General features: G+C 69.2%; 13 protein-coding genes and 3 pseudogenes. 12 read left to right on the top strand and 4 right to left on the bottom strand.

What is annotated here, in order from left to right; genetic code table 11:
* Nucleotides 1-2: 2 nt before the first annotated feature.
* On the bottom strand, nucleotides 3-383 hold the full coding sequence (locus Q392_RS32615; protein ID WP_057591431.1) for a hypothetical protein: 381 nt from the start codon (nucleotides 381-383) through the stop codon (nucleotides 3-5).
* An 853-nt stretch (nucleotides 384-1,236) separates the two neighbouring features.
* Here Q392_RS32615 and Q392_RS34145 point away from each other — a divergent pair.
* The 3 genes from Q392_RS34145 to Q392_RS02580 all read left to right on the top strand — a co-directional run bounded on the left by Q392_RS34145 (nucleotide 1,237) and on the right by Q392_RS02580 (nucleotide 3,724).
* Nucleotides 1,237-1,794, top strand: coding sequence for a LysR family transcriptional regulator (locus Q392_RS34145; RefSeq protein ID WP_425425151.1), 558 nt, complete (start codon nucleotides 1,237-1,239; stop codon nucleotides 1,792-1,794).
* A gap of 272 nt (nucleotides 1,795-2,066) precedes the next feature.
* Entirely contained in the window at nucleotides 2,067-3,272 is a 1,206-nt protein-coding gene (locus tag Q392_RS02585; protein WP_051952767.1) for a thiolase C-terminal domain-containing protein, read from the top strand.
* A complete protein-coding gene (locus Q392_RS02580; RefSeq protein WP_239656081.1) occupies nucleotides 3,269-3,724 on the top strand; it encodes a Zn-ribbon domain-containing OB-fold protein in 456 nt (151 codons plus the stop codon). The genes Q392_RS02585 and Q392_RS02580 overlap by 4 nt, the downstream gene beginning before the upstream one ends.
* Before the next feature lie 148 nt (nucleotides 3,725-3,872).
* On the opposite strand, the pseudogene Q392_RS02575 reads toward Q392_RS02580, so the two are convergent.
* From Q392_RS02575 to Q392_RS34140, 3 genes and pseudogenes are all read right to left on the bottom strand, one after another.
* Nucleotides 3,873-4,675: pseudogene (locus tag Q392_RS02575) on the bottom strand (porin).
* Between the two features lie 219 nt (nucleotides 4,676-4,894).
* Nucleotides 4,895-5,644, bottom strand: coding sequence for a tripartite tricarboxylate transporter substrate-binding protein (locus tag Q392_RS02570; protein ID WP_412179391.1), 750 nt, complete (start codon nucleotides 5,642-5,644; stop codon nucleotides 4,895-4,897).
* 1 nt (nucleotide 5,645) lies between these two features.
* Nucleotides 5,646-5,732: pseudogene (locus Q392_RS34140) on the bottom strand (hypothetical protein); the annotation flags it as partial.
* Nucleotides 5,733-6,025: 293 nt separating this feature from the next.
* On the opposite strand from Q392_RS34140, the gene Q392_RS02565 reads away from it, so the two are divergent.
* The 9 genes and pseudogenes from Q392_RS02565 (at nucleotide 6,026) to Q392_RS02525 (ending at nucleotide 15,161) form a co-directional block, all read left to right on the top strand.
* The gene (locus tag Q392_RS02565; protein WP_038200812.1) at nucleotides 6,026-6,820 is read left to right on the top strand and encodes an IclR family transcriptional regulator; all 795 of its coding nucleotides are present in this window, start codon (nucleotides 6,026-6,028) and stop codon (nucleotides 6,818-6,820) included.
* Between the two features lie 20 nt (nucleotides 6,821-6,840).
* Nucleotides 6,841-7,655 (top strand): annotated as a pseudogene (locus Q392_RS02560) (enoyl-CoA hydratase/isomerase family protein).
* A 31-nt stretch (nucleotides 7,656-7,686) separates the two neighbouring features.
* Nucleotides 7,687-8,613, top strand: coding sequence for a thiamine pyrophosphate-dependent dehydrogenase E1 component subunit alpha (locus Q392_RS02555; RefSeq protein ID WP_051952805.1), 927 nt, complete (start codon nucleotides 7,687-7,689; stop codon nucleotides 8,611-8,613).
* Nucleotides 8,610-9,623, top strand: coding sequence for an alpha-ketoacid dehydrogenase subunit beta (locus Q392_RS02550; protein WP_051952765.1), 1,014 nt, complete (start codon nucleotides 8,610-8,612; stop codon nucleotides 9,621-9,623). Before Q392_RS02555 ends, Q392_RS02550 begins: the two co-directional genes overlap by 4 nt.
* Nucleotides 9,624-9,631: 8 nt before the next feature.
* Entirely contained in the window at nucleotides 9,632-10,411 is a 780-nt protein-coding gene (locus Q392_RS02545; protein ID WP_038200811.1) for an enoyl-CoA hydratase/isomerase family protein, read from the top strand.
* 4 nt (nucleotides 10,412-10,415) lie between these two features.
* Nucleotides 10,416-11,645, top strand: coding sequence for a dihydrolipoamide acetyltransferase family protein (locus Q392_RS02540; protein WP_051952763.1), 1,230 nt, complete (start codon nucleotides 10,416-10,418; stop codon nucleotides 11,643-11,645).
* A gap of 27 nt (nucleotides 11,646-11,672) precedes the next feature.
* The gene (locus Q392_RS02535) at nucleotides 11,673-12,845 is read left to right on the top strand and encodes an acyl-CoA dehydrogenase family protein (protein WP_038200810.1); all 1,173 of its coding nucleotides are present in this window, start codon (nucleotides 11,673-11,675) and stop codon (nucleotides 12,843-12,845) included.
* Between the two features lie 20 nt (nucleotides 12,846-12,865).
* Entirely contained in the window at nucleotides 12,866-14,377 is a 1,512-nt protein-coding gene (locus tag Q392_RS02530) for an AMP-binding protein (protein WP_038200809.1), read from the top strand.
* Nucleotide 14,378: 1 nt separating this feature from the next.
* Nucleotides 14,379-15,161 carry an SDR family NAD(P)-dependent oxidoreductase gene (locus tag Q392_RS02525; RefSeq protein WP_038200808.1) on the top strand — a complete coding sequence of 261 codons (783 nt, stop codon included), beginning with the start codon at nucleotides 14,379-14,381 and terminating at the stop codon, nucleotides 15,159-15,161.
* Nucleotides 15,162-15,183: the final 22 nt, after the last annotated feature.

Here is a 15,183-nt window from a genome sequence, read left to right as displayed (position 1 = left end):
ATTCAGGCGTTTGCGCCTTCAACAGCTGCGGCGACCAGCGACGCCAGATAAAGCGGCGACGCGCAGGTTGAGACGGGCACGTAGCGTTTCTGCATCGCCGCTGACGTCGCGTAGGCGGTCAGCGTCATGGTTGAGGGGTGAAGGACGACCGGCGTCTCGCCGGGAGTCTGCTCCGCCTCGATGACCACTTTAATGCATTGTTCCGCATACCTGCTCCAGTCCGGTACGAGGCAAGGAATGATGTTGGATTGAGTCGACCAAGCTTCAAGAAGCGCGGTCAGACGCTGCAGGTCAGCGCTTGCCACCAGCCAACGAACCAAACTGGCCAAATGACTCGGCATATGAATCATGACCTCATCCAGTTGTCGGAGGTCGAGGCTCATACAGGCGATCGGTGAACGCGACATGGGTTTGTCAGTTCCCGTCGGCGCTGCGGTCGATCGACGCTTTGCTACGCGGGCATGAGCATAGACCATGCTGGCAGCAGCCAATCCGTATCAGTCGCTTATTGCTTCCGCCCGCTGCAGCTGCCGGCCGGTTTCCCGCAGCCGAATAGTCTACCTGATCGCCGATTCACGCGGACTGTGATGGACACGTCCGCGACGCGGGTCGACCAGATTGACTGATGCAATGGAATGCGGTTACTACATTTATGGAACATGACTACTACACCTCACGGGAGCACACCTGCACCGGGTCACCACAGTCGTCACCTCGACGTGACGGTTGGCAAGGTCGAGACCGCGGGGAGGCCGCCGCAGCGCTTTGCACTGGCGCCTCTGGGCGCTGCACAGCCGGCGCAGGCCGTCAGAGCTGCGCTGCTCGCTCGGGGCTGGCAACCGGGTCGCCCGGTCACTGCCATCAGCGACGGCGAGCCTGCACTGCCCAACCTCGTGTGCACTGCGACGGGAGGGCAGGTGCGCCACATCCTCGACTGGTGGCACATCTCGATGCGTGTGCGTCACATCGAGCAGGCGCTGGCCGGCATCTATGCCCTGCGGCCGAAGCACCAAGCCGGCCTCGACTACATCAGGGTCGACGTCGAACGACTTCGCGACCTTGTCTGGAACGGCTACGCCTCCGATGCAGGTCGGGCACTGCGGGCGCTGAGCCACCTTGCACAAGAGGCGATCTACCTGAACGGAGACCAATTCGGCCCGGCGGTGGGAAAGTTTCTGCTTCACTGCCAGGGGTTGCGCGCCTACCTGTCCAACAACGAAGGTGCTCTCATGGAATATGGCGACCGCTACAGATCGGGGCGACCAATTTCAACCTCGCGCGCCGAGGCGTCCGTCGATGAAATCGCCAATGTCAGGATGGCCATCCGTCTCACGCACGATGCGCGAGCTGGAGCGCTCGCTGGGCGTGGCGCTGTTCGACCGCAGTACGCGCCAGATGCGTCTGACCTGGGCCGGCCAAGTGCTGCTGGGCGAAGCCCGCCGCGTGCTGGCTACGGTAGACCACGCCGTCCAGGCCGCCAATGGCGCCGCGCAGGGCTACCAGGGCTTCCTGCGTATCGCCATATGCGACAGCCCGGCCCAGCCGCGCATCGCCTCGCTGCTGGCGCGCAGCCGTGAGGAAGAGCCAGAACTGGGTATCCGCATCTTCGAGCTGCCGTTCTCGCAGCAACTCAAGGGCCTGCACACCGACCTGCTGGACATCGGCTTTGCGTTGCCGGCACCCCGCTGCGCTGCGAGCCATTGCATCCGCCCACTGGTCTGGTGCGCTGGCTCAGCATGTTCGACGTCCGCCAGCAAGTTGAAAGCACGGGAGAAATCCAGGAAGCGTTGCTGAAGCAGATGGCGATCGTCGAAAGGCGAAGCCAATGGTTGCTACACGAAATGCTGCATCGCGGATTGGGCGTCGCTCTGCTGCCGGAGTTGCTGCGATGGGAGCCCGCGGACCGCGACGCGGGTCGATCAGATTGACTGACGCAATGGAATGCGGTTACTACATTTATGGAACATGACTACTACACCGCACGGCAGTAAAAGCCTGAGCAAGCCAAACGAGCGGTTGGTAGGGTTATAGTCTGGCGTGCCAATTGGGATACGAGGACGATCACAATGTCAATTCCTTCCGGCGGCTCGACGCCGAGCGTGCGAAGCCTCAGGGGTCGGGCGGCCATCGTCGGGGCTGGCCGGTCTGCCGTCGGCCGCGTGCCGGGCCGCAGCGTCCTGGCCCTGGCAAGCGATGCGGCGAAGGCCGCGCTCGCGGACGCGGGCATCGAGCGAGGCGCGATCGACGGCGTGCTGACGAGCGCCGCTTTCGCCGCGACGTTTCACCGCTTCAGCGTCGCGTTCAGCGAGTACTTCGGCATCACGCCCACGTTTTCGAACACCTTGCAGGTGTCCGGCGCCACTGCGGCCACGATGTTCAACATCGCCGCCGCCGCCGTCAGCGGCGGCCTTGCGAACAACGTGCTCGTGCTGGGTGCCGACAGCCTGCTGACCGGCCTGTCTCCCGACCTGGCGCTGCGCTCGATGACCGAGAGCCGTGACCAGCAATACGAGATGCCGTTCGGCATTCCCGTTGCGAATACCTTCGCGATGACGGCACATCGCCACATGAAGGAGTTTGGGACCACCTCCGAGCAGTTCGCCCAAGTCGCCGTCATTCATCGCGAGCATGCGATGCGCACGCCGGGCGCGCAGATGACGGAGCCGATCACCGTCGACGACGTGCTGGGCTCCGGCTGGGTGACGACGCCGTACCACAAGCTCGACTGTTCGCTCATCTCCGACGGGGCTGCGGCCTTCGTCGTCACGTCCGGCGACCGGGTCGGCGACTTCGCGGGCAAGCCCGTCTACATCCTCGGCGGCGGGGAGTGCTACACCCACGAGCACATCTTCCTGATGCCTTCGCTCACCACCACCGGCGCGGTGCAGTCGAGCGCGAAGGCCTATGCAATGGCAGGCGTCGGCCCGCGCGACATCGACGTGGCCGGTGTCTACGACTGCTTCACCGGCACGGTGATCATGATGCTCGAGGACCTGGGCTTCTGCCCGAAGGGGGAGGGCGGCCGCTTCGTGGCCGATCGGCAGATCACCTACGGCGGTAGCGTCCCGATCAACACCCATGGAGGCCTGCTCTCCTTCGCGCACCCAGGCATGCCCGGGTCGCTGCTGCACTTCCTCGAGGTGGTGGAGCAGCTGCGCGGCTGCTGCGGCGACCGGCAGGTCCAAGGCGCAGAGGTCGGGCTGGTGCACAGCCTGGGTGCGGGTTTTGCGACACAGGCCACCACGATTCTCGGCACGGAGGCCGCACTGTGAGACGCATCGATCCGAGTGAAGCCCACGCGAAGCCCCTGCCGACGCCGGACGCGGATTCGCAGGCCTACTGGGACGGCCTGCAGCAGGGCCGGCTGCTGTTGCAGCACTGTGGCGCCTGCGGCCATGTGCAGTTCTGCCAGCAGGCGATCTGCCGGCGCTGCGCGGGGACCGAACTTCTGCACAGGCCTTCAAGCGGGCGCGGCACCGTGCACTCCTTCAGCGTCGTGCACCGGGCGCCTGGGCCTGCCTTCAAGCAGGACACACCCTATGCCGTGCTGCTCGTCGAACTGGAGGAGGGGCCGCGCATGATTAGCTCGCTCGTCGATGCCGACCCGATGTCCGTCGACTTCGGCATGGCGGTCGAACTGGTCTGTGAAGAGGTCAACAGCCGGATCACCCTGCCGCGCTTTCGGCCGGCGACGAGCGCCAAGGCGTTGCCCACGCGCGGCTGAGAGCCGCTGCGTCCGCGGCGTGAGGCGCGCACCCCCCTGCGCCTCGTGACGCGCGTCGAGTGTCGCCACAAAAAGAGCGCGGCTCGAGAAGTCCCGAGCCGCGCAATAGGCTTCCCGGTCGCTTGACCGGCAGCCTAGGAGATACCGTCTAGAACGAATGGCGCACGCCGGCGGCGAGCCCGTAGACCTTGTCGTTCGCGATGGTGACGCCGGAATTCCAGATCGGCAGCACCGCGATGTCCTTGTTGTTCACGTGACCGAGCATGGCGAACAGCGACGTCCGGCGAGAAAGGAGGTAGTCGGCGTTCAGCACCACCTGCTTGGACGAATTCGACGAGGCGGAATCCTTGAGGTTCCAGTACTGCGCGGCGACGATCAGCTGCTGCGTTGCCTTGAAACTCGCGCCGACGGTCCAGAACTTCGAAACCCGGAAGCCGACGACGCCCTCGTCGTCGTTCACATCGTCCAAGCCGACGTGCAGCTTGAACGATCCGAAGTTGTAGGAGCCCGACAGGATCATCCACTTCACCGCGTCGCCGGCGAGGTTCTCGTCATGGTGGTAGCTGAGCGAGATCGCCAACGGACCGTCGCTGTAGCCGACATTGCCGCCGTAGTTGCGCCCGGTCACCTCTTCCCCGAGCGAAATGTGCGCGAAGAAGTCGATCGGGCCGAACTTGGGGCTGTCGTAGCGGATCTGGTTGCTGTTCCAGAAGTCGTTGCTGATGCCCTGCGCGGCGAGGTTCGTCGCCATGCCGTGTTGATGCCAGACTGCAGCGCACTCAAGGTGGCGGCCTGCTTGATCACCGCGGCGGTGTAGTTGCGCCCCAGCGTCACCTCGCCGAGGCTGCTTTTTAGGCCGACGTATGCGTTGCGGCGCCAGAAGGCGGGCGTTGTTGCCGCGGCGAACCCCGCCGCTGCATTGCACGCGCCGGAAGCCGCGCCACCGGGCACGTTACCGTTCTTCGCGTCCGATCAGCCCTTAGAGCGTGACGCTCGATTGGGCGTGTGCGGCGACCGCTGCCGATGCCGCCAGACCGCCGAGGAGCAAGTTTCGAGGGCTCACTGGATTGCCTCCGTGTTCAGTTGGATGTGGAAAGTTGCAAGCGACAGCGCAGCGCGTTTCGCAATCATCTGTGCCAAACACATGTTCGTTAGGTTGTTCACGACAAATCACGGTACTTTCCCGAAGCGGTTGGCCCGACGAGCGTCGCAGCCGGCAGTGCCGCTTCCGGGCGCTACTCGTGCTTGATGCCTGCAGCGTTTGCGACCGTTGGAAACCGGCGCGTCTCCGCCTCGATGGAGCTGGCGAACTGCTCGGACGTTCCCAACGACCGGCTCGACCCCCTGCTCGAGCAGCCTCTGGCGCACGCCTTCGACGAGCAGGCCGCGCGTGACGACTTCGGCCAGCCTGTAGAGCACCGGCTTGGGCGTGCCGGCGCGGCCGACGAGGCCGAGCCAGGAGTTGCCGTTGAAACCTGCCACGCCCGACTCGTTCAATGTCGGGAACTCCGGTGCCGCGGCCGAGCGCTGCAATCCTGTCGCCGCGATCACGCGCAGCTTGCCGGCCTTGACCTGCGGCATGGCCGACAGCAGGTCGACGAACATCATCGAGATGTGGCCGGCGAGCACGTCGGTCATCGCCGCCGCGCTGCCCTTGTAGGGAACGTGGACGATGTCGATGCCCGCCATGCTGCGCAGCATCTCGCCGGACAGGTGGTTCGACTGGCCGTTGCCTGCCGAGCCGAAGGTCAGCTTGCCGGGTACGCGCCTGGCGAGGGCGATCAGCTCGGGCAGCGTCTTCGCGGCGACATCGGGGTGCACCACCAGCAGGTTGGTCAGGTTGACAGTGTGCGTGATCGGGGGCGAGGTCGCGCGCTGTGTCGTCGGGCAGCTTCGCGTAGACGCTCGGGTTGATCGCATGGCTGGTGGCCACGACGCACAGCGTATGGCCGTCGGGCTGCGCCTTGGCCGCGATGTCGGTTCCCAGCGTGCTGCCGGCGCCGGGCACGTTCTGGCCACCGGCTGCCCGAGGCCCTCGACGGCGCGCCCGACGATGCGGCCGACGGTGTCGAGGATGCCGCCCGAGACGCTCGCGATGACCAGCGTGACCGGCCGCGACCGATAGGCTGCCTGCGCCCGTGCTCGGAAGGCGGTGAGCAGGGGAAGGGCGAGCAGGTGGCGACGCCGGAGCGTGGGTGAAGCGTTGTGCATGAGAATTCTCTGTGTAGAATAAGCATCTCTGGGGAGAAAGCACCGTAGCCTTCCCGTTGTTCGGATGTCAATATCACCTGGTGGTCGGCGATGAGCGACTTGGATGAGCATGCAGAGCGGCCGGAGAAGCTGGTGGGTGCACTGGCCAGCGGGCTGGCCATCGTGCGTTATTTGGCTGTTGCGGGCGCGCCGGTGGGCGTCAGCCGCATCGCGCGTCACCTCGAGCTGAATGCGAGCACCTGCTACAACCTGCTCAAGACCCTGGTGCACGAGCGGCTGGTCGTGTTCGACGAGGCGACCAAGACCTACTGCGTCGGCCTCGGCGTGGTGGAGCTGGCCAAAGGCGCGCTCGAGGCGGCGTCCTACGTTCGCCTGGTGCAGCCGCACCTGGAAGCCGTGGCCGCCAGCCACAAGGTCACCGCGACGCTGTGGCAGCGCGCCAGCGACGATCGCGTGGTGCTGGTGGCGCGGGCCGACAACGACGCGACCATGCGCGTGCACATGAACATCGGCCAACGCCTGCCGACGTTCATCTCGGCCCTGGGCCGCGCCATCGCCGCGCATTCCCGCCTGTCGGACGCCGAACTGCGCCGGCGCTTCGACACCCTGCGCTGGGATGCCTCGCCCGGGTTCGACGCCTACCTGCGCAGCGTCGACGACGCCGCGCGCAAGGGCTATGCCGTCGATGCCGGGTGCTACGTCAAGGGCGTCACGAGCGTGTCAGCTGCGGTGCTCGATGCGTCGGGCCGGCCCGTCATGACGCTCAGCGGAACGGGTTTCAGCGCGCAGCTTCCGCGCGCGGCGGTCAAGGCCCTCGGAGAAGGCCTGCGCGACCGCGCGCTCGTCGTCTCGCGTGCGCTCTCGGGCGGCGCGCCGAACCCGTGACCGCACACCGGACTGGAACCATGACCTCGAACGAACCCTCCGTCCTGCGCGAGCGCCACGGCGCCACGCTGGTGATCCGTCTCAACAAGCCCGAACTGCGCAACGCCTTCGACCTGGAGATGCGCCAGGGCATCGCCGAGGCGGTGTACGAGGCGCGCGACAGCGCCGACGTGCGCGCCGTCGTCATCGCCGGGTCGGGCAAGGCCTTCTGTGCCGGCGGCGACCTGAAGTCGCTGTCGTCCGAGACGCGCCCGGTGTTCGCCGACCGCGACCGCATCCGCCGGCTGCACGTCTGGTTCCGCGAGCTGGCCAACCTCGAGAAGCCGGTCATCGCCGCCGTGCACGGGCCGGCGTTCGGCGCCGGCTTCATCCTCGCGCTGGCGAGCGACTTCGTTCTCGCGGCGCCGAGCGCGCGCTTCTGCGCGGTGTTCACGCGCGTCGGGCTCGTGCCGGACCTGGGCGCTTTCTTCCTCCTTCCGCGCATCGTCGGGCTGCAGCGCGCGAAGGAACTCGTGTTCTCGGCGCGCGAGGTCGATGCCGAGGAGGCGCGCTCGCTCGGCTCGTCTACGAGATCGTGCCCGAGGAGCAGTTGCTCTACGAGGCGCTCGCGATGGCCGCGCGCTTCCACGGCGCCGCCACGCAGGCCATCGGCATCTCGAAGAACATCCTGAACCGCTCGTTCAACCTCGACCAGGACACCCTGGCCGAGCTGGAAGCCGCGGCCCAGGCGATGGTGATGAAGACCGAGTACCACCAGAACGCCGTCGCGCGCTTCCTGAACAAGCAGCCGCGCGCGTTCGAGTGGCCGCCCAAGCGCGTGCCCGGCCGTGGCTGACACCGCCCGCCTGCTGGCGCTGTACCGCACGATGCAGCTCGTGCGCCAGGCCGAGTCCGCGCTCACGCGGCTGTTCGCCGACGGCGAGGTGCCGGGCTTCATCCACCTGAGCATCGGCCAGGAAGCCATCGCCGCGGGCGTGGCCTCCGCGCTCGGCCCGGCCGACACGCTGGCCACCACGCACCGCGGCCACGGCCACGTGCTCGCCCGCGGGCTCGGGCTCGACGCCTTCTTCAAGGAGGTGATGGGCCGTGCCGGCGGCATCTGCGGCGGCCGCGGCGGCTCGATGCACGTGGCCGACACCAGCCTGGGCATCCTCGGCGCCAACGGCATCGTCGGCGCGGGCATCCCGATCGCGCTCGGCAGCGCCATCGCGCAGTCGGTGCGCGGCACCGGCGGCCTCGCGGTGAGCTTCTTCGGAGACGGCGCTATGGCCGAAGGCGTGCTACACGAGACGCTCAACATGGCCGCGCTGTGGAAGGCGCCGCTGTTGCTCGTGTGCGAGAACAACGGCTGGAGCGAGTTCTCGCCCACCGCGCGCCAGTTCGCCGCGCGGCTCGAGGGGCTGGCGGCGGCGTTCGGCATCGCGCACGAGAAGGTCGACGGCAACGACGCGCTCGCGGCGGCCGACGCTGCCGCGCGCGCGGTGGCCGCGATCCGTGGCGGTGCCGGGCCGCGCGTGCTCGAGTGCATGACGCACCGCGTGCGCGGCCACTTCGAGGGCGATCCGCAGAAGTACCGCAGCCCTGCCGAGCCGGACCCCGGCGCCAAGGGCGACCCGCTCGAACGCGCGCGCGCCACGCTGCTTGCAGCCGGCGTGGACGAGGCGGCGCTCGAAGACGCCGGGCGCGAGATCGCCGCCCGCATCGAGGTCGCCATCGCCGCGGCCCGGGCCGACGCGGCGCCGACCTTCGCGCCGGCGCTGGCCGGCGTCTACACCGCCGTGGAGGCACGATGAACGCGGTGGCTGAGACTCCGGTGGCGCCGGCTGGCGAGATGAAGACCATGGCCGCGGTCGCGCAGGCGCTGCACGATGCGATGGCCGACGACCCGAGCGTGGTCGTGATGGGCGAGGACATCGGCGCGCCTGGCGGCTCGTTCAAGGCCACGCGCGGCTTGCTCGAAGCCTACGGCCCCCAGCGCGTGATCGACACGCCGATCTCCGAGGCCTCGATCGTCTCGGCCGCGGTGGGCGCCGCGCTGTCGGGCCTGCGGCCGGTGGTCGAGATCATGTTCATGGACTTCGTGACGCTGGCGATGGACGCGCTCGTCAACCAGGCGGCGAAGGCGCGCTTCATGTTCGGCGGCCAGTGCAGCGTGCCGATGGTGCTGCGCACGCCGCACGGCGGCGGCCTGAATGCCGGGCCGCAGCACTCGCAGTGCCTCGAGGCTTGGCTCGCCCACGTGCCGGGGCTGAAGGTGGTCTGCCCTTCGAATCCGGGAGATGCTTATGCGCTGCTGCGTACCGCGATCCGCGACCCCGACCCGGTAGTCTTCGTCGAGCACAAGGGGCTGTACGGCAGCAAGGGCCCGGTGGACCGCGCGGCCGTCGCCACGCTCGGCACCGCGCGCATCGTGCGCATCGTGCGCCCCGGGCGCGACGCCACCGTGGTGACCTACGGCGCCACCGTGGCCGCGTCGCTGGAGGCCGCGCGCCAGCTCGCCGCCGAAGGCGTGGAGGTCGAGGTGATCGACCTGCGCAGCCTGCAGCCGTGGGACCGCGCCACCGTGCTCGGCTCGCTGGCGCGCACCCATCGCGCGGTGGTCGTTCACGAGGCGGTGCAGGCCTTCGGCGTCGGCGCCGAGATCGCCGCGACGATGGCCGACGAGGGCTTCGACGATCTCGACGCGCCGGTGGTGCGCGTCGGCGCGCCCTTCATGCCGGTGCCTTTCGCCAAGTCCCTCGAGCAGGGCTACAACGTCGGCGCCGCCGGCATCGTCGCCGCACTGCGGCGCACCCTGGAGTGATCCCTTCCATGTCCAATATCCTGAGCGAGAAGCACGGCCCGGTGGGCCTGCTGACGATCAACCGCCCGAAGACGCTGAACGCGCTCGACGTGGCGACGATGCACGAGCTCGACACCGAGCTCGCCGCCTTCGAGGCCGACGACGCGGTGCGCGCGATCGTCGTCACCGGCGCCGGCGAGCGCGCCTTCATCGCCGGCGGCGACATCGCCGACCTCGACAGCCGCCAGGGCCTCGTTCACTACCAGCAGTTCGCGGAAGTCATCCACCGCCTGATCGCCCGCTTCGAGCGCTGCGACAAGCCGACGCTCGGCGCGATCAACGGCTGGGCGCTGGGCGGCGGCACCGAACTGCTGCTCGGGCTCGACATCCGCCTCGTCGCCGAGGAGGCCAGGCTCGGCCTGCCCGAGATCACGCTCGGCCTGTTCCCCGGCGCCGGCGGCACGCAGCGGCTGATCCGGCAGATCCCGCTGTGCCGCGCGAAGGAGCTGATGTTCACCGGCGACCAGATCACCGCCGCCGAGGCGGTGACGCTCGGCCTCGTCAACCGCGCCGTGCCGCGCGAGAAGCTGCTCGCCGAGACGCTGGCGCTGGCACAGCGCATCGCCGAGAAGTCGCCGCTGGTGCTCAAGCTGCTCAAGCGCACGCTGCGCGACGGCCTCGAGATGCCGCTGCCGCAGGCGCTGGCGCACGAGCAGGCGATGATCGGCCTAGTGCTCGACAGCCGCGACGCGCACGAGGGCTGCCGCGCGTTCCTCGAGAAGCGCAAGGCGAACTTCACCGGGGCCTGAGCGCGTGCGCCACTCCTGGCTGATGCCCAAGCTGGGCCTGACGATGACCGAGGGCGTGCTGGCCGAGTGGACGGTGCCGCCCGGCGCGCGCTTCAAGGCGGGCGAATGCGTCTTCCTGGTCGAGAACGACAAGGCCGCGAGCGAGATCGCCGCCGAGCACGACGGCGTGATGGGCGCGCCACTGGTCGCCGTGGGGCAGACGGTGGCCGTCGGCGACGTGGTCGGGCACTGGGACGATGGGCTCGACGGCGGCGCTGCGGCGGCCGAGCCGCAGCGGACGGCGCAGGCGGCGGAAGCACCGGCCACACCGCCGCCCGGCCCGGCGCGGGCCGGCACGCCTGCGGGTGCCGCTGCCGCGGTCACTGCGTCCGTCGCCGAGCGCCGACCCGTCACGCCGTGGGCGCGCCAGCTGGCCAAGCGACAGGGCATCGATCTGTCGCGCGTCGCCGGCTCCGGCCCGCGCGGGCGCGTGCGCGGCCGCGATGTCGAGGCGGCGGCTGCCGCCGGGTTGCCCGCGGCGGCGCCTGTGGTCGCGGCGCCCGCCCCCGGCGGCCGCGTGCTGCCGTTCACCGCGCCGCAGCACACCATCGCCTCGCGCATGGTGGCCGCCAAGCAGCAGGTGCCGCACTTCTACCTCGTGCGCGAGGCCGAGGTCTCGGCGCTGCTCGAGCTGTATGCGCGGCTGAAGGATCCGCAAGCCGAGCCGCGCCTCACGCTCAACCACTTCATCGTCGCCGCGGTCGGCCGCGCGCTCGTCGCACATCCGGACCTGAACCGCGTGTGGTGCGAGCAGGGCGCGTTGCTGCTCGATGCGCCCGACGTCGGCATCGCGGTGAACACCGAGCGCGGTCTCGTCGTGCCGATGGTGCGCAACGTCGGCCGCGTGGGCCTGGGTGCGCTCGCGCGGCAGGCCAACGCGCTGGTGGAGCGCGCACGCGCTGGGCGGCTGGCGGCCGACGAGATGGCCGGCGGCGCGATCACGGTGTCCAACGCCGGCATGCACGGGCTGGCGGCGATGGCCTCGATCATCGTGCCGGGCCAGTCCATGATCCTCGGCGTGGGCGCGGTGCGCGAGCTGTTCCGCCCCGACGCGCAGGGCGCGCCGGTGCTGCGGCGCGAGGTCGCGCTCACGCTCTCCGTGGACCATCGGGTGCTGGACGGCGTCGGCGGTGCCGCATTGCTGGCCGCGATCGTTGATGCGCTGGCGCATCCGACGCGGCTGTTGTTCGATTGAACGAATGAATGCTGAGGAGCGAGAGCGATGGATTTCCGACTCACCGACGAACAGAACCTGATGATTGAGGCCGCCCGCAAGGTCGGCGACCGCTTCGGCACCGAGTACTGGCGCAAGCAGGATGCCGCCAAGCAGTTCCCCAAGGAGTTCTGGCTCGCCGTCTGCGAGGCGGGCCTGTGCGGCGCGGCCTTGCCCACCGCGGTGGGCGGCGCCGGGCTCGGGATGCTCGAGCTCGCGCTGGTGGTCGAGACGCTCGCGGCCTGCGGCGGGGGCGCCACCGTGGGCCAGCTGTTCATGATCAATCCGATCTTCGGTGGCGTCGCGTTGTCGAAGTTCGGCACGCCGGCGATGAAGGCCGAGCTGCTGCCGAAGATCGTGTCGGGCGAGATCAACTGCTGCATGGCGCTGACCGAGCCCGACGCCGGCACCAACACGCTCGAGCTGCGCAGCTACGCCGAGGCCGACGGCGACGGCTGGCGCCTCAACGGCCGCAAGATCTGGATCACCGGCGTGCCCGACGCGGCCAAGATGCTGGTCGTGGCGCGCACGAAGAAGCTCGCGGAATGCAAGTCGCGCAGCGACGGCCTGTCGATGTTCATGGTCGACGTCGAGCGCCAGGGGCTGACGCACACCGCCATCGACAAGGTCGGCACGCGCACGCTCGCGTCGAGCAGCGTCTTCTTCGACGACGTGCGCGTGCGCGCCGACGAACTCGTGGGAACGCTGCACCGCGGCTGGCACGAACTGCTCGACGTGCTCAACACCGAGCGCATCGTCACCACCGCGGCGCTCGCAGGCACCGGCACGCTGGCGATCCGGCTCGCCGTGCAGTACGCCAACGAGCGCAAGGTGTTCGGCGACAAGCCGGTCTCCAGCTACCAGGGCCTGCAGTTCCCGCTCGCGCAATGCCACGTCGAGGTCGAGGCGGCGAAACTGCTGAACCTGAAGGCCGCGACCAACTGCGACATGGGCCTGCCCTACGGCAGCGAGGCCAACGCCGCCAAGCTGCTGGCCGCGCAGGCGGTGGCGCGCGCCACCGAGCGCGCGATGCAGACGATGGGCGGCATGGGCTACGCCAGCGAGTTCCACGTCGAGCGGCTGTGGCGCGACGCACGGCTGTTCCGCTTCGCGCCGGTGTCCGAGGAGATGATCCTCAACTACGTGGCCAACCACGACCTCGGCATGCCGCGGTCTTACTGAGGCGCGCAGCGAAGAACGCGATGGTCAACCTGAGTGCCGCCATCCTGCGCTGGGCGCGCGCCGAGCCGGCGCGGCCGGCGCTGCTGTACCGCGATCAGGGACTGAGCTACGGCGATCTCGCGGCGCGCATCGCCGCCACCGCGGCGAGCCTGCGCGCGCGCGGCATCGGCGAGGGCGACATCGTCGCGCTGCTGATGAAGAACAGCGCCGCGTTCATCGAGCTCTCGCTCGCGGTCAGCCACCTCGGCGCGGTGCTGCTGCCGATCAACTACCGGTTGGGCGCCGACGAGGTCGCCTACATCGTCGGCCACGCGGGCGTGAAGCTGCTGCTCGTGGACGAAGAACTGCGCGCGCTGGCCGGCGGCTTCGCCAACGTCGCCGTCGTCGACGAGGCGGCGCAGTCGGACAGCCGCCGCATCGGCCCCGCGGCCGAGCCTTTGGCCGAGCCCTGCGTGCGCCAGCCCCACGACCTGTTCCGGCTCATGTATACCTCGGGCACGACCGACCGTCCGAAGGGCGTGATCCACAGCTACGCCAACTACCACTGGAAGTGCCTCGACCACATCGCGGTGCTCGGCCTGCACGGCAACGAGCGGCTGCTCGTCGTCGGCCCGCTCTACCACGTCGGCGCGTTCGACCTGCCCGGCCTGGCGGTGCTGCAGATGGGCGGCCTGCTCGCGGTGCTGCGCGAGTTCGACCCCGAGCCGACGCTGGCGCTGATCGAGCGCGAGAAGCTCACCGCGGCGTGGATGGCGCCGGTGATGCTGAACCGGCTGCTCGCGCTGCCCGATCGCGCGCGCTTCGACCTCTCGAGCCTGCGCTGGCAGATCGGCGGCGGCGAGCGCACCCCTGAGGAGCGCATCCGCGAGTTCCGCTCGCTGTTCCCCAATGGGCGCTACATCGACGGCTACGGCCTGACCGAAAGCTGCTCGGGCGACACGCTGATGGAAGCCGGCCGCGAGATCGAGAAGATCGGCTCGACCGGGCGCGTGCTGCCGCACGTCGAGCTGCGCGTGTGCGACGACGACGGCCGGGCATTGCCGGCAGGCGAGGCTGGCGAGATCTGCCTGCGCGGGCCCAAGGTCACGGCGGGCTACTGGCGCGATCCGGACAAGACCGCCGCGAGCTTCCACGCGGGCGGCTGGCTCCGCACCGGCGACGTCGGCTACGTCGACGCCGAGGGCTTCCTGTTCCTCACCGATCGCAAGAAGGACATGATCATCAGCGGCGGCGAGAACATCGCGTCGAGCGAGGTCGAGCGCGTGCTCTACCAGCTGCCGCAGGTGCTGGAAGCCGCGGCGGTCGGCCTGCCCGACGCGCAGTGGGGCGAGCGCGTGGCGGCGGTGGTGGTGCTGCGGCCGGGCACCACGCTCGCGCTCGAGGAACTGCAGGCCTTCTGTCGAGGCAAGCTGGGCGGCTTCAAGCTGCCGCGTCAGCTCGTGCTGCGCGAGACGCTGCCGCGCCTGCCCTCCGGCAAGGTGCTGAAGCGGGTGCTGCGCGCCGAATTGGCCAGCGAAGCGAGCGGAGACTGAGATGAAGATCGACTTTTCGGACCAGGTGGCGGTGGTGACCGGCGGCGCCAGCGGCATCGGCGAGGCCTGCGTGCAAGTGCTTGCCGCGGCCGGTGCGCGCGTGGTGGTGGCCGACCGCAACCTCGCTGCCGCGCAGGCCGTGGCTGCCGCCAACGGTGGCACTGCGGTAGCGCTCGACGTGGGTGACGAGGCTTCGGTCGATGCGGCCGTGGCAGCCGTCGAGGCCCAGTGCGGCGTGCCGCGGGTGCTCGTCAACAGCGCGGGCGTCCTGCAGCGCACGCTGCCGCCGGAGGAGCTGACTCTGCGCGAGTGGGACTTCGTCGCCCGCGTCGACCTGCGCGGCACCTATCTGTGCTGCGCGCGCTTTGGCGCGGCGATGGCGCGCGCGGGCGGCGGCGCGATCGTCAACATCGCTTCGGTGGCTGGCATGGGCTCCGGGCCGCTGCATTCGTACGGGCCGGCCAAGGCGGGCGTGATCAACCTGACCGAATGCCTGGCTGCCGAATGGGGCCCGAAGAAAGTGCGCATGAACGCGGTCTCGCCCGGCTTCACGCGGACGCCGGCGCTCGAGAAGGGCGTGGCCACGCGCACCCTCGCTTCGCAGGACATGACCGCCAACAGCGCACTCGGGCGGCTGGTGCAGGCCCGGGAAATCGCCCAGGCAGTCGCGTTCCTCGCTTCGCAGCAGGCCTCGGCGATCACCGGCATCAACCTGCCGGTCGATGCCGGCTACCTCGTCGCGATCCCGTGGGCTAGCTACGGCGGCTTGCGGACATGCAGGTGAACCCTGATGACTCGACTGGCGA

It is taken from the genome of Xenophilus azovorans DSM 13620, assembly GCF_000745855.1.
Classification (GTDB): Bacteria; Pseudomonadota; Gammaproteobacteria; order Burkholderiales; family Burkholderiaceae_C; genus Xenophilus; species Xenophilus azovorans.
Note: the sequence above shows the minus strand (reverse complement) of the source record. Positions and strands in the feature narration are given on the sequence as shown.

Bases quoted from the DNA above. Each gene is read 5' to 3' on its own strand.
- Q392_RS32615 (WP_057591431.1), bottom strand. From the start codon at position 383: ATGAGCCTCGACCTCCGACAACTGGATGAGGTCATGATTCATATGCCG.
- Q392_RS34145 (WP_425425151.1), top strand. From the start codon at position 1,237: ATGGCGACCGCTACAGATCGGGGCGACCAATTTCAACCTCGCGCGCCG.
- Q392_RS02585 (WP_051952767.1), top strand. From the start codon at position 2,067: ATGTCAATTCCTTCCGGCGGCTCGACGCCGAGCGTGCGAAGCCTCAGG.
- Q392_RS02570 (WP_412179391.1), bottom strand. From the start codon at position 5,644: ATGCGATCAACCCGAGCGTCTACGCGAAGCTGCCCGACGACACAGCGC.
- Q392_RS02565 (WP_038200812.1), top strand. From the start codon at position 6,026: ATGAGCGACTTGGATGAGCATGCAGAGCGGCCGGAGAAGCTGGTGGGT.
- Q392_RS02555 (WP_051952805.1), top strand. From the start codon at position 7,687: ATGCAGCTCGTGCGCCAGGCCGAGTCCGCGCTCACGCGGCTGTTCGCC.
- Q392_RS02550 (WP_051952765.1), top strand. From the start codon at position 8,610: ATGAACGCGGTGGCTGAGACTCCGGTGGCGCCGGCTGGCGAGATGAAG.
- Q392_RS02545 (WP_038200811.1), top strand. From the start codon at position 9,632: ATGTCCAATATCCTGAGCGAGAAGCACGGCCCGGTGGGCCTGCTGACG.
- Q392_RS02535 (WP_038200810.1), top strand. From the start codon at position 11,673: ATGGATTTCCGACTCACCGACGAACAGAACCTGATGATTGAGGCCGCC.
- Q392_RS02530 (WP_038200809.1), top strand. From the start codon at position 12,866: ATGGTCAACCTGAGTGCCGCCATCCTGCGCTGGGCGCGCGCCGAGCCG.
- Q392_RS02525 (WP_038200808.1), top strand. From the start codon at position 14,379: ATGAAGATCGACTTTTCGGACCAGGTGGCGGTGGTGACCGGCGGCGCC.